16 protein-coding genes and 1 CRISPR repeat array are annotated in these 19,102 nt (G+C 53.5%); of the genes, 9 read left to right on the top strand and 7 right to left on the bottom strand.

Annotated elements, in window-relative coordinates; genetic code table 11:
- The first annotated feature begins 3 nt into the window (after positions 1–3).
- Positions 4–1,062: a 4-hydroxythreonine-4-phosphate dehydrogenase PdxA gene (locus IPK79_03975; GenBank protein ID MBK8189587.1), complete on the top strand. Its 1,059-nt coding sequence runs from the start codon at positions 4–6 to the stop codon at positions 1,060–1,062.
- Here IPK79_03975 and IPK79_03980 read toward each other — a convergent pair.
- Positions 994–2,001 carry a glycosyltransferase family 2 protein gene (locus IPK79_03980; protein ID MBK8189588.1) on the bottom strand — a complete coding sequence of 336 codons (1,008 nt, stop codon included), beginning with the start codon at positions 1,999–2,001 and terminating at the stop codon, positions 994–996. The two genes, IPK79_03975 and IPK79_03980, sit on opposite strands and share 69 nt — an antisense overlap.
- Before the next feature lie 219 nt (positions 2,002–2,220).
- On the opposite strand from IPK79_03980, the gene IPK79_03985 reads away from it, so the two are divergent.
- From IPK79_03985 to IPK79_04005, 5 genes are all read left to right on the top strand, one after another.
- Positions 2,221–2,958, top strand: coding sequence for a sugar transferase (locus IPK79_03985; GenBank protein ID MBK8189589.1), 738 nt, complete (start codon positions 2,221–2,223; stop codon positions 2,956–2,958).
- Positions 2,959–3,067: 109 nt separating this feature from the next.
- The gene (locus IPK79_03990; protein MBK8189590.1) at positions 3,068–4,489 is read left to right on the top strand and encodes a WecB/TagA/CpsF family glycosyltransferase; all 1,422 of its coding nucleotides are present in this window, start codon (positions 3,068–3,070) and stop codon (positions 4,487–4,489) included.
- A 453-nt stretch (positions 4,490–4,942) separates the two neighbouring features.
- Positions 4,943–6,082: a nuclear transport factor 2 family protein gene (locus IPK79_03995; GenBank protein MBK8189591.1), complete on the top strand. Its 1,140-nt coding sequence runs from the start codon at positions 4,943–4,945 to the stop codon at positions 6,080–6,082.
- A 32-nt stretch (positions 6,083–6,114) separates the two neighbouring features.
- Positions 6,115–6,648: a signal peptidase II gene (gene lspA, locus IPK79_04000; GenBank protein ID MBK8189592.1), complete on the top strand. Its 534-nt coding sequence runs from the start codon at positions 6,115–6,117 to the stop codon at positions 6,646–6,648.
- Complete coding sequence (locus tag IPK79_04005; GenBank protein ID MBK8189593.1) at positions 6,630–7,568, top strand: RluA family pseudouridine synthase; 939 nt, start codon at positions 6,630–6,632, stop codon at positions 7,566–7,568. Before lspA ends, IPK79_04005 begins: the two co-directional genes overlap by 19 nt.
- An 8-nt stretch (positions 7,569–7,576) precedes the next feature.
- Here the strand turns inward: IPK79_04005 and IPK79_04010 are convergent, their stop codons facing one another.
- Positions 7,577–8,869 carry a hypothetical protein gene (locus IPK79_04010; GenBank protein ID MBK8189594.1) on the bottom strand — a complete coding sequence of 431 codons (1,293 nt, stop codon included), beginning with the start codon at positions 8,867–8,869 and terminating at the stop codon, positions 7,577–7,579.
- A gap of 49 nt (positions 8,870–8,918) precedes the next feature.
- On the opposite strand from IPK79_04010, the gene IPK79_04015 reads away from it, so the two are divergent.
- The 3 genes from IPK79_04015 to IPK79_04025 all read left to right on the top strand — a co-directional run bounded on the left by IPK79_04015 (position 8,919) and on the right by IPK79_04025 (position 11,884).
- On the top strand, positions 8,919–9,128 hold the full coding sequence (locus IPK79_04015; GenBank protein ID MBK8189595.1) for a hypothetical protein: 210 nt from the start codon (positions 8,919–8,921) through the stop codon (positions 9,126–9,128).
- A 93-nt stretch (positions 9,129–9,221) separates the two neighbouring features.
- Complete coding sequence (locus IPK79_04020) at positions 9,222–10,448, top strand: P-loop NTPase (protein ID MBK8189596.1); 1,227 nt, start codon at positions 9,222–9,224, stop codon at positions 10,446–10,448.
- Between the two features lie 74 nt (positions 10,449–10,522).
- Entirely contained in the window at positions 10,523–11,884 is a 1,362-nt protein-coding gene (locus tag IPK79_04025) for a CpaF family protein (GenBank protein MBK8189597.1), read from the top strand.
- Here the strand turns inward: IPK79_04025 and IPK79_04030 are convergent.
- From IPK79_04030 to IPK79_04050, 5 genes are all read right to left on the bottom strand, one after another.
- Entirely contained in the window at positions 11,793–12,131 is a 339-nt protein-coding gene (locus IPK79_04030) for a type II toxin-antitoxin system RelE/ParE family toxin (GenBank protein ID MBK8189598.1), read from the bottom strand. The genes IPK79_04025 and IPK79_04030 overlap by 92 nt on opposite strands.
- A 1-nt stretch (position 12,132) precedes the next feature.
- On the bottom strand, positions 12,133–12,393 hold the full coding sequence (locus IPK79_04035; GenBank protein MBK8189599.1) for a type II toxin-antitoxin system ParD family antitoxin: 261 nt from the start codon (positions 12,391–12,393) through the stop codon (positions 12,133–12,135).
- 102 nt (positions 12,394–12,495) lie between these two features.
- Positions 12,496–14,193: a CRISPR direct-repeat array (repeat unit 37 nt; unit sequence GTGTCTGCATCTATGTGGTTATCAAGGAACGAGTAGG).
- A gap of 331 nt (positions 14,194–14,524) precedes the next feature.
- Positions 14,525–14,836, bottom strand: a complete 312-nt coding sequence (cas2, locus tag IPK79_04040) for a CRISPR-associated endonuclease Cas2 (GenBank protein ID MBK8189600.1) — start codon at positions 14,834–14,836, stop codon at positions 14,525–14,527.
- Positions 14,837–14,839: 3 nt separating this feature from the next.
- Positions 14,840–16,435 carry a CRISPR-associated endonuclease Cas1 gene (gene cas1 / locus IPK79_04045; protein ID MBK8189601.1) on the bottom strand — a complete coding sequence of 532 codons (1,596 nt, stop codon included), beginning with the start codon at positions 16,433–16,435 and terminating at the stop codon, positions 14,840–14,842.
- Entirely contained in the window at positions 16,432–19,095 is a 2,664-nt protein-coding gene (locus IPK79_04050; GenBank protein MBK8189602.1) for a hypothetical protein, read from the bottom strand. The genes cas1 and IPK79_04050 overlap by 4 nt, the downstream gene beginning before the upstream one ends.
- Positions 19,096–19,102: the final 7 nt, after the last annotated feature.

The raw sequence follows: 19,102 nt of genomic DNA on the forward strand, positions 1-19,102 counted from the left end.
GCCATGACGCCCGCCTCAGTCTCTCAACCGCTTATCTGTTTGACGCCGGGGGATCCCACCGGCGTGGGGCCTGAAATTGCCGCTAAGTTTCTTGCGACGCTCGGCGATCGCGCCTTCTACACCGCCGCCGATCCCGCCTCGCCTTCTATTGTTGTCGTGGGCGATATTCGTGCGCTGAATCGGGCTGCATCGGCCCTGCGCTTAACGCTGCCCTCTACCGCCGAAGGGGTGTCATACGAGGCCATTCATCCTGATAAAGCGCCCGGAGAAATTGCATTTTTAGCCCTTCAAGTCGCTATAGAACGCATTGCCGCCGAGAAACGTCTCCACCACCCCGCAGCGCTGGTCACTGGCCCCATTTCCAAGGCAAATCTGCGCGCCGCAGGCAGAGAGGCCAGCGGTCATACGGAAATTCTTCAAACTCTTTCACGGCGCTATTTTGAGACCTCTGGCGAAACGCATGCCGAGATGCTGTTTATCCATGATTTGTTTCGCATGCTTTTGCTCACCCGCCACATTCCGCTTCGCGGCGTCAGTGACGCCATCACGTTTGAGCGCGTCGCGCAGGCGTGCGGGACGCTATGCAAATGGCTACAGTCATCGGCAGGGATTGCCGCGCCCCGACTGGCGCTGATGGCGCTGAATCCACATGGCCGCGAGATTGATGATCGCGAAGATCGGCGCGCATTTGATCCGGCGCGCGATTGGCTATGGCAGCGCTACGGCGCGTCCCTCTCTGAACCGCTTCCCGCAGACGCCCTGTTTCGAGATTTCCAGCCTCAGACGCCTCCCTATGACGCCTATATCGCCGCTTATCACGATCAAGGGCTGATTCCGATGAAGCTGGTCGCGGGGCTGTCCGCCGTCAATGTCACTCTGGGCCTGCCCTTTCTAAGGACCTCCGTGAGTCATGGCATGGCAAGCGATATCGCCGGACGCGGCGAAGCCAACCCGGCCAGTCTGGCCGCCGCTTGGCGCGTGGCTCAAGACGCTTTAACGCGCGCCGTCTCGCAGGCGGATGGCGAGGGTTTTCATGGCGCGCTCCCATCGTCCGGGCAATAACGAGCGCAGCGCCAGCGGCACAAACGCCTTGAAAGCGTGTAGGGGATGCACGCGTCTATCGCGGAACACTTTTAGAGCTGTTTGACGCGCCAATCCCGCATGACCTTGCGAGAGAATAACGCTTGCCGCATAGCGATACCGCTTGGCCAGCGCTTGCGACGCCAGCAGGTGAACTTCTGCGGGGGTCTGTGGCTGATTCAGCAGCACGTCCTGCGCATCGAGATGATTCCGCAACAGGGCGTCCGCATTGGGTTTTTGACGCGTCAGACTTTGGGGGTTCAAGCGATAGTGGTACGCAACGCAAGGAATAGCGCGGATACCGTCAAATTTCTGCAGGAACAGAGCGTATCGCAACGCGAGATCCTCTGCAGCGCCCAGAGATTCGCAAAAACCGCCCAAGGCGCGCAGCGTATCTGCGCGAACCATGATCGCAACAGAAGATTCGACTTGGCCCAACGCCACCCGTTTCCATGAGTGCGCGTACCCCTTGGGCAGGGCGTATTCTCCTTGCGAATTCCGCCGCAGACGAAACCCCGGTCCCTGCGTTGGGCGGCCGTCCAGATCCAGGCAGGCGACAAATCCGTAAGCGGCAATAAGCGCAGGGTCTTGATCCAGCGGCGCGCTCACCTCGGCAAGCGCGGTCGGCGGCAGACAATCATCGGCATCCAGAAAAGTAATGAGTTCGCCGCGCGCCAACGAGATGCCAGCATTGCGCACGCGCGCCGGCGAGCCCAGCCGTTGCAGGCGGCGCAGGTGAATGCGCTCATCGCCACTCGAAAACGTCTGCGCGATAGCAGCCGTTTGATCGCTGGAGGCGTCATCCAGGATGATAAGCTCCCAGTCGCCACGAGTCTGACTGCGCACGGACTCAATGGCTTCGGCAATAAAACGTTCGGCGTTATAGGCGGCCATCACCACCGAGATTGCGGGCGAGGTCATGGGACGTTTTTCTCCACAAAGCAGTCTGCCGCTCTTATTCACGAAACCCATCGCCATGACTTGACAGGATGAGGCGATATTAGGTACGTTACATTAATACATGAGGCGGCGTGATTCAAACGCCCAGATTTCCCCCTTCTTTTTACCTGTTGACACGTACGATGTTTCGCAGCCTCTTTGGCAGAACGAAACGAGCAAAACAAGGGATAGTTACCGCTGATGGCCACCGTCCAGGCAGGATTTGACGCCGCGTTGCTGGCATCTTTGCGACTCAAGGAGCAGGCTCCCCAGATTCCTGACGTCCCGCCGCCGCCTTATCTTACGTTCTATGAACGCGCCTTCTCTCTGCCTTATAAGCTTGAACAGCGCATGAAACGCGCTTTCGACTTCGCCGCCGCCGCGTTTGGCCTGTTGCTGGTCTCTCCGCTGCTGGCCTTTATCTCCATTGCCATTGCCCTGACCTCGCCCGGCCCTGTGATTTACCGCAGCATTCGCATCGGCAAGAATAGCGAACCCTTCTACATGTATAAGTTCCGAACGATGGCGCCGGACGCGGATCAGCGACGAGAAGCCTTGCGGCAGGCGGCCAGCCTCGAAGGCCAGTTGTTCAAACTGGCGGATGATCCGCGCGTCACGCCAATCGGCCGCTTGTTGCGCGCCACCAGTCTGGATGAGCTGCCGCAACTGGTCAACGTATTGCTGGGAGACATGAGCCTGGTCGGGCCGCGCCCATTGCCTCTGGATGAAAGCATGATGTTTGAAGCGCCCTATACGCTGCGGTTTCAGGTCTTGCCAGGCGTCACAGGTCTTTGGCAGGTCAGCGGACGCTCCAATCTGAGTTTTTTGCAGCTCTGTGAGCTAGAATTACAATATGCGCTCAATTGGAGCCTGTGGCAGGATTTTTCGATTCTGCTGAAAACCATTCCCACCGTGTTGTTCAAACGCGGCGCTTGTTAGAAACGCCTGACGCGGCGTTAACGCTCTCCCATCATCGGGAGATTTTTCCTCTCAGTTAGAGTTTTTGACGGATAGAATGCGAACAATGGACAGGAACCTCGCGCAACGCATGGTTCGCAAAGTTTTGTTCGACGCTGAACTTGGCGTCACATGGGTGGTGATGCGCCTGCTCGATTTGCTGGGGCCCGGTAGTTTAATGGGTCGGGTTCGGGCGTTCGCATTGACGCTTATGGGCCAAGGCGTCGGCCTGGGGGCGATCATTGAACAAGGCGTCAAGATGAGAGCGCTGTTTCGCGATCGGGTGAAAATCGGCGCTTTTACCTATATCAATCATCATTGCGTTTTCGACTCCGACTCTCCGATTACCATTGGACGTCAGTGTGATATTGGCTTCAATGTAACGTTTGTGACAACCAGTCATCGTTTGTTCAGCGATTTTCAGTCGCGTCGACCTTTGGAACGCGTTGAAAAACCGATTGTCGTCGAAGACTTCGTCTGGATTGGCTGTAACAGCATTGTTCTGGGCGGCGTGACGATTGGGCGCGGGGCGGTGGTTGCCGCCGGTAGCGTCGTCACCAAAGATGTCGCCCCTCATGCGCTTGTGGGCGGAAATCCCGCACGCTTGATTCGGACGTTGGACGCCACTTCCGACAACGTCGTCCCACTTGCCCCGGATGAAAAATCGCTGGTCATTTCTGCCGAGGACACAAGCGCCGCCCTCGCAGGGCAGTCCACCTACACGCCTCGAATCGCAGTCGATGGCATCGCCGTGGACGCATTCGCGTCGCAAGGTCAGTTCTTTGATCGCATCGTGAGCGAAATCCGCCGCCCGCGTCAGACGTATATCGGTAATTTGAATGTACATGCGGCTAATATTGCGCGCGAAGACGCGGCGTTTCGAAAAACGCTTCAATACGCCGACGCCGTTTTCTGCGATGGCGCGGGCATCGTTTGGGCCTCACGCCTGCTGGGCGGCCCTGTTCTGCCCAAGCGCTTCACGTCGGCGGACTTTATGCCCGCGCTCTTGAAGCGGCTGGCTCAAGAAGACCTTACCTGCTATTTTCTGGGAAGCGCGCCGGGCGTCGCTCAGGACGCGATGGCAACCCTCGCCCGGCTTGTTCCCAATCACACGATGGTGGGCTGGCATCACGGCTATCTTACAGATCCCCAGATTAACGCCCGCGCAATTGCAGAGATTAATCGCCTTCAGCCCGATATTCTTTTTGTGGGAATGGGGATGCCCTTACAAGAGCACTGGACGCAGAAAAACCGTCGCGCCCTGGCGGTTCGATGCCTGATGCCGCTGGGGGCGACCATGGATTATTTTAGCGGACGCGCCCCTCGCTGCCCCTCCTGGATGGGCTCTATGGGGCTGGAATGGCTGTTTCGCCTATTTCTGGAGCCTCGTCGCATGAGTGGTCGCTATTTGGCGGGCAATCCGGTATTTATGGCGCGCACGATGGTTGAAGCGGCTTCCAGGCGTCTATCCTACAGTCAGACTCCGGCGTCACCCGCTATTACTCAGCATTAAGAGGCATTACCCACGACTGGCGCACGCCTCAATCACCACGTCCCCGGCATTGCGCGAAGGCGTGACCTGAGGCCAGACGTCCGCATGCCAAAGCGTCCACATCATTAGGACTGACAAGGCGAATGCGCCCCATACGCTGCCGCGTCGCATAAAATGAGAAAGTCTTGCGCTTGTCATGGCACACAGCCTTAGGCTTGTTGCGAAAGCAGAGGGAGAGGCAACCAAACAACGGCTTTCCTGTTATTCAGGATTCTGTTTGTCTTGGGGACGGGGATTGGCGGCTTCTCTCCTCCCAAATCGTCGTCGGGTTGGTGAAAATTGCGAGACGAGCCGGCACAATGTTTACAATCCTGCATGGGCGACGCCCGTTACGTCGATTCGCTTGCGGTAAAATAAGGACGGTTTTGGGTCTTTGCTGGCCCTTGTTCGGCCTCAATCATAAGGAACGTCCTCATGACGCGTCGCTTCTCTCGCGCCCTTTTGGCCTTGATGCTCCTGCTGGCGACGCTTTCCAGCGTTTCCTTCCTTCCCTGCGCCGACGCTTTTTCGTGGCCGCGCAAGGCGATTAAAACGGCCTCCTCCTCGTCATCCCAGCCGCCTCGTATCGTCGGAGCGGACTCGGCATCTGTCGCTGTCAAGGCCTTGATGGAAATCGTCTCGGATATGAATGCGGCTTCCAATCAACATGACATTGCCGCTCTGCTAAAGCACTATTCGCCCGAATTCGTCAGCGGCGACAATTTATCGCTCAGCGAAGTACGCTCGCTGATTGAAGATACATGGAAAACTTATCCCGATATCCGTTATGAGTCGACGCCGCTGGAAATTCGGATTAATGGCGATTGGGCAACAATTGAAAGCCTCGACACAGCAAAGGCGACGGTTTCCAACAAGGAAGGCGTGATTAACGAGCCGGGCGATCTGTCGAGTCAGTCGCGCGGCATGATGTTTCTACGCCATATTGGCAATCTCTGGGAAATCACCAGCGACCATACGCTGTATGAAAACGCGGTGATTCGTTTTGGCGCTGCCAAAACCCTCAATGCGTCGCTGTCTGCGCCCGATCAGGCATTTGCGGGAGAATCGTACGCGGCCAAGATTGCCCTTGAAATGCCGTCTTCCCTGATTGCCATCGCATCGATTTCCAAAGACCCGATTGTGTTTCCCCAACGGATGCCGGATGACCGCTTTCGATCGCTTTCGCCGGAAAATAATGAACTCGAACGCGTTTTTGCCGCCAATAAGGCCAATCGAAATGAAGTGGTCACCGCTTCTATCGGGCTCACGCAAATTGGCCAGGACGCCGACGATCGTCTGACGGTTCAGTTTCGCGGCGTGATGATGATCATTCGCCGGGTGAACGTCTTGCCGAAGGCTAGCAAATGGCTGGATTCCAGCAGTGAAGCGCTGGTTGATTACGCTGCCAATGGTCGCGTCGACCTGCGAAAGAAGACAGATGCGCAAGCCGGTCCGGCGCCTGAAGAGATGACGCCTTCGGCGGACGCTAAATCTTCGGACGAGAAGAGCGAGCCGTCGCCAGACGTGTCTGCCCCTCCTGCCTCCCCGCCAGCCTCTCAATCGCCGCAGCCCTAAGGGCTGGACGCCTCTCGGGTTCTCGAATCGACATGATTGCTTCATCTGCCCCCCCCCTGACAGAGACCCCAGCGTCTCAGCGTTTACTGGTTTCTCGTCGCCGAATGGCGATGACGACGGTCGCTTTGTTAGGCTTCTCGCTGGACTGGCTCGTCAAGCGCTGGGTGGTCGCTCATCTCGCGCTAAGCGAGTCGGCGCCTCTTTGGCCGGGCGTGGCGCAACTGACCTACGTGCGTAATGAAGGCATGGCGTTCAGCCTGTTTGATCAGAGCCCCCATGCATTAATGCTGGTAGGCGCGGCATTTTTCGTTCTGTTTCTGATGTTAGGCTTCTCGCAATGCGCAGCCGGACGAGGGCTCAGCATCGCATACGGATTGATTCTGGGCGGCGCGCTCGGGAATCTGGTTGACCGCTTCATCAGCGGCAGCGTTGCGGATTACGTCGAGCTGACCTTTATACGATATCCGGTGTTTAATCTGGCCGACACGTTGATTTGTGTCGGCGTTGCAACGGCCTTGTTCTTTTGTTTGCGGACGCCGCAGGCGCCATGTCGTCCGGCGTCTTAACGTTACTAATTGGCGAGGAAGATCGCGATTTACGCCTCGATAAGGCGCTGGCCAATGCATTCAGCGAACAATTCTCGCGCGAGCGACTCAAGGCCTTAATCCGCGCTGGCGTTGTGAGCATCAATGACAAACCATGCTTGAAGCCCGCTTCAGCGGTTCACGAAGGCGACGTTATTGCCGTGCGCACGCCCGAGCCGACCACGTTTGACTTATCGCCTGAAGCGATCCCGCTAGAAGTCGCGTTTGAAGATAATGACGTATTGGTCATCAACAAGCCGCGCGGCATGTTGAGCCACCCGGCAGGCGAACAACGCAGCGGCACCCTGGTAAATGCCGCGCTTCATCATTGTAACGGCCAACTTTCCGGCATCAATGGCCTGATTCGTCCCGGCATTGTACATCGACTCGATCGCGACACGTGCGGCCTGATGATGATCGCCAAAACCGATCGCGCGCACCGGCATCTGGCGCAGCAGCTTCAGGCACGAACGGCGAAGCGATCGTATCAGGCCGTGGTTCATGGCAGCCCCGGCGCCGAGTCCGGTCTTATTGACGCGCCGATAGCCCGGCATCCCAAATGGCGCAACCGGATGACCGTTCATGCCAGCGGACGCTTTGCGCTCACCCGCTGGGAGGTTCTGGAACGGTTACCGGGGCGTTTTACGCACCTGCGCCTGTACCTGGAAACAGGGCGGACGCATCAAATTCGCGTTCACTTAGCGCATATTGGCATGCCGGTTCTGGGGGATCCCCAATATGGGCAAGGCGTCGAGCGTCAAATCAAACTGAATACGCCCGGCCAATTGCTTCAGGCAGACCGCCTCAGCTTTATTCACCCGGTCTCTCAACATCTTGAGCATTTTGAAATCCCACAAGATCCGGCGATCGCCGATGCGCTTGGATTTTTACGCACCCGGTAAGACATTTTTTATGTCATTGCGGCTCGTCGAGCTTGGGTCAACGCCGAAAAAGGCGAATCTGTCCGAACAACCAGTCCCGGACTGACCGATACCCGGGCTGCGCCGCCAAACGGATTGATCACCGCATAAGCGGTTCGTTGTTGAGCCGCTGCGCGCTGAGAGGCCAGGGCCCTCTCGTGTCGACGCTTGGTAAAGTAGATGTTTAGCATTTGCGGCGTTGAGCCCAGCAGGACCACGCTCTGAAGCAATCCAAGACCATATTGGCGGTTTTTGAGCTTGAGCAACGCAGCGCGCTTGCCCTCGAAATCGGGATGATGCAAGATATCCGCATATTTTGGGATGGAAAAATCGTCTTTACTTTGGCGCAAAATCGCTTTTAAGACATTTTTTTCCACCGGTTTATTTAAAAGACGCTTAAACGCATTTTTATAGAACAATAGGTTGACAACCGGATTCAGCACCGAAAACCACATAATGGAGTTGGCCGCCTTTACCGTTTGCTCAATACGCTCATTTTTGGTGCGCGCCGCATGGATCCAGCCCAAATAGGCAGGCATTGACCAAAAGACCAGCGTCGCCCAATCGCCTTCAATCTCATTCCCCTTTTTTCCACCCAGGCGAAAGGTTTTGAAGAATGTCTCCAGATGCTTCGGTAATTGCTCCCCTGCAAAGCGCTTTGCGAGTTTTCCAAAGCCAAAAAACGAAGCGGCGCCCAACGCCACGCCTGTCCCAATGACTTTGATAACCATTCCCAGCTGATGAGATTTTTCTTCGGGGACGCTACGCCCGCTGCCAGTTTGATTCTTTTCGCCTTCCAGTCCGACAATAGCGTCAAAATTGGCTGTATTGGTTCGCGCCAGCGTCATATAGTTCCGTAAAAAGGGAACCGCCCAGAACCCTGCGGCAAAAGGAAAGAAAAACGCCAGCGAAGCTCCGAGCTTGGCCAGCTTGATTTTACTCAGCACATTCTCGACAGGCTTGGCGGAAGATTTGACAAGTTCTTCGACAGATTGGGTCAATTGCTCTTGCGGCAGGCCTGTCACCTTGCTCATACCGCGTTGTAACCATGGCGGCAGCAAAACCGAAGCGAGCAGGGTCACGGCCGTGTTGGGCAACTCCAGCTCCGCGACATCAATCAATTCAGGCCCCGTTCTGGCAAGCGCCATCTTGGGAGCATTGAAGCAGGAGACATCTTTAAACAGCAGCTCTGCCAGAGGCCGTTCCGACAGCCACGCCAGCGGTCCGGTCAACGGGCCGTATTTCTGAATGGCGCTGGAAATGCCAATGTTGGCAAAGGACATGGATCGACCGCCCTGAGGTTCACAGAAAAAGAGAAAGAAGAAGGAGCCAATGCCGTCTCTTCCTTTCAAACGCGAAAAGAACCCAAAAATTGACTTCTGTCAGGGGAAACGTTTGAAAAACGGCATGAGGATTGGATCGAACCTCCTTATTGACGCATCAACAAAACCGCAAGGCAAATGCGACCTGCTAAAGGCCGTAAGCCCCGTCATCGCATCAGCGGATTTACTCTCGCGGGAGGAACATTTTTACGTTGCTTAAAGAAACCGGCCCGTCTGCCGATACTGCTGGTGATGCGCGCAAACAGAACCCGCCCGATGCGAACGCCGTCATCATTGTGAGGAAGCTTACCCGATGTCAACCCTCCGGGTGGTCGCCGCCGTTAGTTCAGAAGAAACCCGCAGCGCTTTATACGCGCAGTTGCGGGCGCTGGGCTTTGTGGACTTTAATGGCGTTTTATTAGAACTGTCAGACGCGGTTTCTATTTGTCGAAACGACGCTCCCGACGTCCTGATTGTCGATATGACCGGACGCGAGCTCGACGCTGAACTGTTTATGCAGACCATCAGCATGGATCCGGACACGCCGACCACGATTTTTGCGCTCCATAAGTCGCTGGATCACGACATCATTGTTCAGGCTGTCAAACATGGGGCGCGCGAATTCATCCAGTATCCAGAAGAGGCGGATAAGCTGGATATGGCCCTAAAGAAATATCTGGCCGTCATCAGCCGAAAATCCATGATGCCAGAACCCAAAGTCCGCGAGCAGGGAAGGCTTATCTCGGTTTTTTCCGCCAAAGGCGGCGTGGGGGCGTCAACAGTCGCGGTCAATCTGGCGGCGGAGTTGCGCAGCGTGAGCGATAAGCCGGTGGCCTTACTGGACCTGGATCAGGTGTTCAGTAATATGGCCGTGATGTTGAATCTTACGCCAAGCCATTCGTTAGGCGATTTGGCTGACAGCGATCCGGCCGACCTCGACGACTCGGTGTTTGCCCGCGTAGCGGTTTCGCATGAATCTGGAATTGATATCGCCGTCGGAAGCAAAAGCGTCCTGGATGATCATAATCTCATCTCGCCCGAGCTGCTGACGCGTACGATCGATTATTTTCTATCTCACTACGCCTTTCTGGTCATCGATTTACCGTCGCACACGCTGGATCCCTACCATCAATACGTCGTGGAACGCTCGGATCTTCTGCTGCTGGTTTCGGCGCTAGATGTTCCGGGACTGGCGCGCACCCGACAATATCTGGAACTGGCGCGGCAATATCTCGAGCTGAGCAAGGTCAAATTGACCTTGAATCGATGGAATCAAAAAGCCGCCTATGGCATGAGCAATGAAAGCGTCGAAGAGAAATTCGGTTACCCCGTCTATGCGCGGCTGCCTAACGATTGGGAGCTTAACGTAGAGGCCACGAGCCTGGGATGCGTTTATTCCAAAATCAAGCCACAGGCCGAACTCACCAAGGCTTATCGGCATCTGGCGATGCTGGTGAGCGGCCTGCAAGCGGAACCTTCAGGAGAAGCGTCGGCACGGAGCGGATTCTTGTCCAAGTTATTCATCGCCAAGAAAAAATAAAGGGCCAGAAAAGCTTAAAGCGCATGTTTTACAGGAGTCAACCCAGGCGATAAACCGTCAGGAGACTGAAGCTGATGTCCTTTACCCGTCGTCAATGGGGCCAATGGGGAAAACCTACCGACTTTTCAAAGGACGGCGGGGGCGCCGCCGAGTCAGCCGCGCCGACAAAGCCTGAAAACGCAAGCAACACGCTCTCAGCAGGAGGCTTCAATCAGAATACGCCTGTGCCCTCCTCTCATAACGCAACGGCGACGCGACGCGAGCCAGGACGAGCCAACAAAACGCCTCTCAACGACGACGCAAATGCCGAAACAGAAATGAAAGGACGTATTCATCGCCGACTGATTGAAGAAATCGACTTTTCTCGTTTGGCTGAAGGCGACGACGCCCAGATTCGCACCCAGGTGCGCCACGCCATTGCACAATTACTCAGTGAAGAGAATTCTTTGCTAAGCGCTTCGGAACGCGAGCGGCTCATTGATGAAATTTTGAACGAAACCATGGGGTTAGGTCCACTAGAGCCATTATTGCGCGACGACAGCATTACCGAAATTATGATTAACGGCCCGCGCATGGTCTTCATTGAGCGAAAAGGCCGCCTGACGGAAAGCAACGTGCGCTTTAAAGACGACGGGCATTTATTACAAGTCATTGATCGCATCGTCTCAGCCGTCGGTCGTCGCGTCGATGAAACCCAACCGCTGTGCGACGCCCGCCTCAAAGACGGCTCACGCTTTAATTGCGTTATTCCGCCATTGGCTTTGGATGGCCCACTGGTAACGATTCGGAAATTCTCCAAGGATCCGTTCAAGATTTCGGATTTAATCGCATTCGGCTCGCTAAACGAGCAAGCGGCGCAATTATTGCGTGGCTTTGTGGAAGCGCGGCTCAACATTGTCATCTCAGGCGGCACGGGCTCAGGGAAAACCACGCTGCTGAATGTTTTGTCCAGTTTTATCCCGGACGGCGAGCGGATTGTCACTATTGAAGACACCGCCGAACTGCAACTACAGCAGCGCCACGTCGCTCGAATGGAAACGCGCCCGATGAATATCGAGGGCAAAGGCGAAATTAATCAGCGCGATTTGGTAAAGAACGCCTTGAGGATGCGTCCTGAGCGCATTGTATTAGGCGAGTGTCGCGGCGGGGAAGCGCTGGACATGCTGCAAGCCATGAACACCGGTCATGATGGGTCTCTTACCACGCTTCACGCCAACAACCCCCGTGACGCCATCCGCCGCCTGGAAACCATGGTGATGATGGCTTCCATCCACTACCTAGAGTACACTCTGGGCGTGGGTTTCGCAAGTGGGGAGATCGGAAATTTCCGATCTTCGCATTTCTTTACAAGATCGCGCCCATATCCTGCTTATGAACCCGCCCTTGCAGAGTTTCGCGTGACAATTCCCGATAAATACTTGGCACGCCCAGAATGATCACCTGTTTGCGCGCCTCGTTAATCCAGTACACAATGACGCTCCCCTTGTGATGCAGCAGGCGCAGACCTGGCAGGATGTCATCATGGGCGCGATGCGCATGGGGGGCCTTGCTCAGGTCTTTAATTTTTCGTCGCAACTGGGCAAAGTATTTTTTAGCATGGGCTTTACCCCAGCGGCTTTCCGAATAGGCGCTCTCCCGCTCAAGCTCTTGCTGGGCCTCTGGCGTTACAACAATATGGTACACGTCAAGAGAGCCCTGCCTCCAAGCGATCAAACACGGTATCCACGTCTGTCAACGCGGCGGATCCGTCTTGCACCGCCTCCAGCCGTGCGCCCATCTCTGCGCGGAGCCAATGGATTTGCTCAGGGCCAAAGGCTGAGCGAGCCGAGAAGAAATCACGGAGAGCTTCGCGAATCACCTCGCTGGCGCTTTTATAGAAACCGCTGTCTACTTGCGCATGCACCATGTGTTCCAACTCTTCAGGCAGTGACACATGAATCGTCATAGACCAAGACCCCTCGTTCATTCAAATACCAGTAATCTTCATGATGACATGATGCGAAAAAATGTCAATCTTTCGCATAGAGGTATGGTTGCTCTCCTCCCTCTGTCTGGATCTATGTGGTTATCAGGGAACGAGTAGGAAAAAAGGGTGTAAATTGAAACTGTTGCGAGAGACGGTGTCTGCATCTATGTGGTTATCAGGGAACGAGTAGGTCCGGGCGGCGTCACCTCCCCCGTTGCGGCATTGAGGTGTCTGCATCTATGTGGTTATCAAGGAACGAGTAGGACCAGCGGATACAGCGACGGCGACCTGCTCATCGGGTGTCTGCATCTATGTGGTTATCAAGGAACGAGTAGGAGAGCGCACTAACATTAAACAATACCCCGTCGCCGTGTCTGCATCTATGTGGTTATCAAGGAACGAGTAGGTCCCAAGTGTGTCGAATTGTAAACACGCCTGCAATGTGTCTGCATCTATGTGGTTATCAAGGAACGAGTAGGGCGACCAGGTGCTTGCGCTCGCGCGTCGCCTGGGGTGTCTGCATCTATGTGGTTATCAAGGAACGAGTAGGCCAGACTGTTGAATCCAACCGGCGGGGAGCTGTTGTGTGTCTGCATCTATGTGGTTATCAAGGAACGAGTAGGAGATGAAAAATCATCATGCACCAAATCGCATTCTGGTGTCTGCATCTATGTGGTTATCAAGGAACGAGTAGGCCAGTTTTCAGGAGCGATTTACGGCCAATATCGCAAGTGTCTGCATCTATGTGGTTATCAAGGAACGAGTAGGGGCGCGCAGTTGGAATTATCTCGGGATGAGGCGTTGTGTCTGCATCTATGTGGTTATCAAGGAACGAGTAGGCCGAACTGGCGGGGATGGCTCGCGCCGATCTTGCCGAAGTGTCTGCATCTATGTGGTTATCAAGGAACGAGTAGGCCGCGAAAGCGCTGACCGCTTAAAATCTTCGTGTGTGTCTGCATCTATGTGGTTATCAAGGAACGAGTAGGTAGGAGCCGACGAACACCTGTCCTTTAACCTACCCGTGTCTGCATCTATGTGGTTATCAAGGAACGAGTAGGTCTGCGTTGCAGGAAAACCTGAAGGCGCAATTGTTGAGTGTCTGCATCTATGTGGTTATCAAGGAACGAGTAGGCACCAGACTGGAGACAAGATTGCTGACAAATCCATGTGTCTGCATCTATGTGGTTATCAAGGAACGAGTAGGAAATCAGAAATTTTTAAATGGGCAGGTGATTTATCTGAGTGTCTGCATCTATGTGGTTATCAAGGAACGAGTAGGCAGCGTCGAGGTCGATGGCTCTGTCGTTTTTTACAAGTGTCTGCATCTATGTGGTTATCAAGGAACGAGTAGGCGCGTGGCGTCGTCCATCGTGCCGTCAATATGCTGTGTCTGCATCTATGTGGTTATCAAGGAACGAGTAGGTGCAGCTTGTTGTTGCCGCTTACAAACCCACCCAGTGTCTGCATCTATGTGGTTATCAAGGAACGAGTAGGGGCTTGACGCCGAATCGTTTCAAAAACTCAACCGCGTGTCTGCATCTATGTGGTTATCAAGGAACGAGTAGGTACGCATAAAGGAGACACCACTGATCAGTCCGTGTGTCTGCATCTATGTGGTTATCAAGGAACGAGTAGGTGGATACAACCGGCTGGTCTGGTACTCCGCTTTTCTGTGTCTGCATCTATGTGGTTATCAAGGAACGAGTAGGTGAATCCATAATATACTATGACAGGAGATAATGGTGTCTGCATCTATGTGGTTATCAAGGAACGAGTAGGCCTGACAGCCAAAACACAGGCCCAGCCTTCACCAAATGAAGCATTTTCGAGGATCTTGATTTTGTGAGCTTCATGATGGCATTGGAATCCCTCATAAAACGGCCAAGAAGCAAGAACTCTCTAAAAGACGAGGACCGCTTGGAAAAACCCATCCACCGCGACCCTCGCAAAACCACATAGAAACAGGGCAGATAGAAGCTTACGGCCAGTACCCAAACTGAGGCTTCCACCCCGCCGGTGACCGCTTAGCAAACACATTCATCTGCCTAGCCAAATAACCCACATCCAAAAAGATATAAGTTACCAAGCACCTCGCCTATAGCGGAAGTGTTTAGATTATAAGACATGAATCCTCATGCGTAAAGTCCCATGATTGTCCATAGACTTTCATTTGCTTCCGACAAGATTCACACATGGGAATGCAAACGAGCTGATCTTCATTCGCCTTGATAATGGGTGAAACCTTGCGCAAAAAAGTTATGAACTTGCGCTGAGTCATGCGCGCCTCAAATACGCTGTACTGCTGAGGCAAACCATACTGTTTACAGATTTTATGGACGTGACGCAGACGCTTGGCATCCCGAATATCATACATTATCAGGTATGTCCGTTCATGAAGCATTTTTTGAGTATGGGACGACATGGCTTACCTCCACCGGAAAGGTTTCCAGAGATCCAGACCACTCAGCAAAGCATAGTTCAGCAAACGCGCCTCAACATGAATCGCTCGCTGGTAAAGAGTGTCATATCCAAACGTAGGATGTTTGATGGAAGTTCGCAATCGTTCAAACAGTGCTTGTACAAATGCTTTACGGACGTTTGGCTTCATAGTGCAGGACGAACCCACAATCTCAAAATCGCTTGGCGCACATTGACGCCTGTTCAGAAAGCCCAAAACGGCAGCATCCACCACAGGCGTCCTATATATTTCCATCAAGTCCAGGGCCAACGATGGCTTACCGTGCTTCAAACCATGGTAAAAGCCCAGATACGGATCTAGCCCTGCCAACTCGCATCCCGTCATCACCTGTTGCATTAGGAGAGCATAACCAAAGCTAAGCAGGCTGTTGATCGGATCCGGGTTCGGGTGCTTTTGCCGACCCAGCCATTGAAAAGGGGCGTCTTCGCCCAGCATACGGGAGAAACCGGCATAGTAGTTTTTGGCCGCTTCGCCCTCAATACCCATCAGCGCCTGAATAGATTTCGCTGTGCTCACAGCTTTGCCTGCACGGGTTAAAGCATTTACGGCATCATCTTCAATACTCAAATGTCGTCGCAGCCAGACTCTTTGGTTATGCAATTTTGCCGAAATCAAGGTTTTTGATAGATCGAAACAGATTGCATCATCCTGAAACTGCCCATACTGAGCCATACGGGTCATCACGTTTCGCGTAGGGGAGCCATACAGGCTACCCTGCCAACGGCCTGAAAAATCAAGCAACATAATCGGAATTTTCTTTTTGGCGCAGTTCTCAAGCAGGCTACTGGTGCAACTGGCCGGTTGTTGAATCACCAACTGGTTAATACGATCCAAGCCAATAGAGATTTTTTTATCCTGCCCCATCTCCGTAATTTGAAGGCTCCCTTCCTTCACTGAAAGCTTGCTACCCGGGCGATCTATATAAACTGCCTGCCCTTCAACATGCGGCGCTAAAATCGTTTTGGCTTCCGCAGGAGAAGGAGTCCCTTGAAGCTCATCCGGCAAACAATTACGGTATTGATTGCACCCCAGGCAGGCTTTTCTATTTTCCAGTGGCAGGGGAAGCGCTTTAGCATTAAGCAGACAGGCGGCCTTCTCAATGGTCTGACAGGTTTCTTCTCGCAGAGAGCAAGAGAAATCCACCTGCACCCGTTCACGCGTTTGTTGGTACCAGATATAGCCATAACGCACCGGAATTTTTTCAACCGCTTCTAACAGCAACGCCATCGCGCACAGTTGAACCGCATGTCCCGGCCATGGCAAGCCATCTGGAAGTGGGTGTCCTCTTTTGTATTCTATGGGAACGCCTTCTTCCCGATACACGTCGATCCGTCCACACAGACCCAATACCGGACTTTCCAGAAACACCTCTTCTGTTGCCAGTTTGTCATGCAAGAAACGACCTTCCTCGCTAGGAATGTTCGATCCTTCGCAGCCCAGCACGGCCTCCAAAAAGAGCAAACGCGGGCAAAACAGATAGGTGTTCAATTGGCTAGCGCTTATCATCACCTTGCTGAAGCTTGGCAATTCTTGGCCGGTCATACCGAAAGATCTGTCCGATAGCGGGCGAAGAGCCATTGTTGCAAATCATCAGCAATAACTTTGCGCTCATCAACAGACGGAAGTGCCGATTGATGAGCGGCTCTAAACCCTCGCAGTGCAATATTCTTAGCAGCATTGGCATCCGCCTGAATCATATATCGGGTGTTTTGATTGCCAGGCTCTTTTTTGCCACAACATTTGTCATTGCTACACAAAAACCAGTCGCCTCCTCTAGCCACCAACGGTAATGGGCTGTCCCCAAGATCTGGGCTCACGTAGCCTTTTTCTTGATCACGCCGCCATTTGGCTTTCTTGTAAAAATTAAATCGGACGCCCCATGAGCCACACTGGTTACAGGTCTGAGAACTGAAGGCTGCAGATACCGCATAGCAATTCATGCTGCCTCCGTCGCAAAGCATTTTTAGAAAATCGAACGTTTTTTGGGCAGCCCATACTTGAAGACGACGGTTTTCGCTACGTTCCTGACGAACAGTCATCCGATAGCTTTCCAGATTCTCGTGAACAATTCCCTTACACCCATTACGCTGCGCCAACTTAAAAATCACTCCCGCGAGTTGCTTGTAATGCAAATCCCGACAATGCCGAACGTAGGTGTTCAAAATTTTAAACGTCTCCTGACCCCGGGTAAAGGATTGGCCCGAAGAGAGTTTTCCATCCGGCTGCTTCGTTCGCAGATAGTCAGAATGCCGTTTTTTAAGATTCCGACGCTTGTATTGTCGCACTTTTTCGGAATGCTGAATTGCCCGAAAACCGGCTCCACCTGGCAATCGTAGCCATTGATAAAACACAGCGCCGCCGAGCCCTCGTTTGCCTCGTTTAAATATAAACGGCACAAATTTTACCAGCGCAACCGGACATTCCGGATCCCCGGTATACTCTCCTATCGCAATAATCGCGTCCGATTTTTGGCCCAAGTCGAAGGCAAGAATCCGGGTGCCGGGCTCATAGCCGCCGATTGATCCTTCGGTCTTCATTTTTGGGTTGTAGCGCGCGTAATACGTATAACGAAAATGCAGATAAAAGCCCCGATGAGGCTTATAAATCAAGTTCCCACCATGAATTTCAACAGGAAACGTTTCGCCGCTCTTTGAATCCGTCCAATAGTGCAGCGTTTCTTCGCGATACAGACGCTGATCATTGTCATCCATATTCCAGCTGAAAGCCAGTTGGCCATCCAACCCCTTTTTCCAATAGCCTTCTGGAATTCGGAACACCTGAGCCGACCGCAAAGTACGCAGACGATCATCCAGCTTCACCCGCAAACGATAGTCCTGCCAAGCGTTTGTCCCAGGATGAATCAGCTTGACCGTTAATTCGATGGTGGCAGGAGCCACCACGCTCAGGTGTTTATACCGAAAACAGCCGCTCTTCGAGAAAGTAATCCATTCCGGGCGAAATGCCGGATCCGGGTAACGCAAGGCAGGAGGGCGCCTGAACTCTTGATATTTTTTACCATCAAATTGTCGATAACGACTCAGAACAGAAAACCAGCCATTTTTATTGAATAATATCGGATTCAGGGCCTTGAGACGCTCAACAAAAAAATCCCGGCCTCGCCGATGCCCCAGCAGAACAGAAAGAGACTCAAAATCCGGCAATTGGGTGCCACGCCGTCGAATCCCATCCCACTGGTTCCGACTGTCCCGATCCGCCATGGGAGAGGCAAAATCCACGCCAAAAAATCCCTGACCCCCTACCTGATCTATAAGCTGAAGAAAATTCGGATCCCGCTCCCACCGCCGGGGCAAGCAATAGATCTCACGATCCCGGCGCTCTTGCCCAACCTGCTGACGAAAACGCTGGAGCATATCCTTGTACTGCATCAAGAAATCGCCATGAGCCGCCTCAAATTGGCGCTTTTGAGCCAGCCAATTATTTTTACCCAGGGCATCTTGACTAAATAAATAGTAGGCCCTTTCCAGAGCATCCATGATGTCAGGATCTTGAAGCCGATATTGATGCAGCATCCCTAAGCGCGCCTTAAGGGGCCCGATTTTCAGGGCCAAGAGCTCCTGCAAAGAATCAAACTGCCCCGTCCCATCCGAATCCAGATAATCCCGACATTCCTTCAGGAACTTGACGGCCTTTTTAACAAATTCATCCCGTTCCAACAACGCCAACGGAGCTTCTTTACCCTCTCTCCAGAGTGCTTTCAGCTCCAGATAGCTCTTAATTTTTTCAATGGCTGCCTGATTAACCTCCATGATCATGCCAGAGCCGCCAACACTATCCATTAGCGACCCAAAAACACCCCGACGCTCATACCACCGATCCCCCCGCTTCTTACACATCAGGAACATCTCCCGCATATCAGGAGCTTTGCTGTAAGCGCTATGGGTGGGATTTGCACGAGAAACCTCTAACGTAAACGGATTCGCAAAATGGGTCGCGCACTTACCCGCAGGCGAGATATTCAAGAGGGCCCAGCGGGTCAGCTGAGCAAATTCCGGATTGTTTTTATCTCCCAATACCCGCGCTATTCGGATCATTACCTCACGCACAAGACGGTTAAACTCCGTATGGGTATGTAGCAAAGCCTGCCCGATCCTCTCTTGAGGGTCGAGCGCCTGAATTTTTCCCCGGTAACAGCGGCTAACTTCGAAGCCCTTAATGTCTTCAGGGGACAACGTGATCATCATCAAGACC

Source organism: Vampirovibrionales bacterium (assembly GCA_016712355.1).
In the GTDB taxonomy this organism is placed as follows: domain Bacteria; phylum Cyanobacteriota; class Vampirovibrionia; order Vampirovibrionales; family Vampirovibrionaceae; genus JADJRF01.